This is a genomic window from Thioalkalivibrio sp. ALE23 (assembly GCF_000378545.1).
In the GTDB taxonomy this organism is placed as follows: Bacteria; Pseudomonadota; Gammaproteobacteria; order Ectothiorhodospirales; family Ectothiorhodospiraceae; genus Thioalkalivibrio.
This window is the reverse complement of record NZ_KB900084.1, coordinates 1-1,254: the sequence shown is the minus strand read 5'-3', so window position 1 is coordinate 1,254 and position 1,254 is coordinate 1. Positions and strand designations below refer to the sequence as shown.

Sequence of the window (1,254 nt, the reverse complement as noted above, 5' to 3'; positions counted from 1 at the left end):
CCGGACATCTCGCGCCATCGCCGGATGTCTTCGGGATTCAATGCGTCGCCTCTGTCTTCGGTCCCACGTTTTGCGTGGCCCCGACGTCGCTGGCGCCACGCAATGCGTGGCTGGCCACCCGTCTCACCCTCGGCCGCCTTCGGTCAGCCGGACCAGTTCCTCCCGGTCCAGCCAGACCACGACCGGCGTTCCCTCGTCGGCCGGTGTTGCGGCCGGTCCGAAGCGCGTCATCCAGCCCGGTGGTTCAACCAGGCCCAGCTCCTCCGCGTCCGCGACCAGAACCCCGCGCTGCAGCATGGCCTGCATTCCATCCTTCTCCGGAATCCGGTCACGCTCGACGCCCGGCAACCCGTTCCGGCGCCGCTGCCACTTCAGACTCCGGGAAAAGCGATCGGGCGCATCCTGCTCCTCGATGGCGACGTAGGGGCGACCCCGCCCCTGGTGTGCGGTTACGATCAATGCCTTGGTCTCCATCCCCATCCTCCCCTGTCAGTTCTGTCCGGCCGCCAGCTTTTCAAATCGCCAGCCCTCGCTTTCCGATTGGGCCCACTGGGTCAGCCAATCGGGCACCTCTTCGGCCGGCATCGGCCGGGCGATCCCGAACCCCTGGCCCTGACTGCACCCGCGTTCGAACAGCACGCGGCCGTGCTCCCGGGTCTCGACCCCTTCCGCGATCACCGTCCGGTGAAAGGCTTTCGACAGACTGATGACCCCGTCGATGATGTTGAGGTCCTCGGGATCCTCCAGCATGTCGCGCACGAAGGTTCGATCGATCTTGAGGGTGTCTGTAGGCAACCGCTTGAGGTAGGCCAGCGATGAATACCCGGTTCCGAAATCATCCAGAGCGAGTCCAACCCCCAGGTCCCGGATCTCCTTGAGCGTTGCGGAGATGCCCTGGATGTCATCGATCGCGCCCGTCTCCAGGACTTCCAGTTCGATCCGATCCGGAGCCACGGAGGGGTGCCGACTCAGCATCTCGCGGATCATCGGGACGAAGTCGGCGCTTTGCAGCAGGTCGACGCCGATGTTCACGCTGATCGGGACGTCGATCCCCTGGGCCGACCAGGCTTCGATCTGCCGAAGGGCGAGCCCCAGCACATGCCGGTCGAGGTCCTGGGTGACGGAGGTGCCTTCGATGTAGGGCAGGAAAGCACCCGGGTTGAGAAAACCGCGCTGCGGGCTTTGCCAGCGAATCAGGGCCTCCATGCCGATCACCTCGCCGGAGGCGATGCTGATCTTTGGCTGGTAGTAGAG

The 1,254-nt window shown here is 65.2% G+C and carries 2 protein-coding genes; both read right to left on the bottom strand.

The window, feature by feature from the left end; translation table 11 throughout:
• Positions 1–123: 123 nt before the first annotated feature.
• Positions 124–474 (bottom strand): hypothetical protein, encoded by a 351-nt coding sequence (locus tag F573_RS0114025; RefSeq protein ID WP_019023113.1) that lies wholly within the window; start codon positions 472–474, stop codon positions 124–126.
• 15 nt (positions 475–489) lie between these two features.
• On the bottom strand, positions 490–1,254 hold a 765-nt coding region (locus F573_RS14545; RefSeq protein WP_019023112.1), incomplete at its 5' end, for a bifunctional diguanylate cyclase/phosphodiesterase.

Coding starts and splice junctions, on each gene's coding strand:
- F573_RS0114025 (WP_019023113.1), bottom strand. CDS start 474: ATGGAGACCAAGGCATTGATCGTAACCGCACACCAGGGGCGGGGTCGC.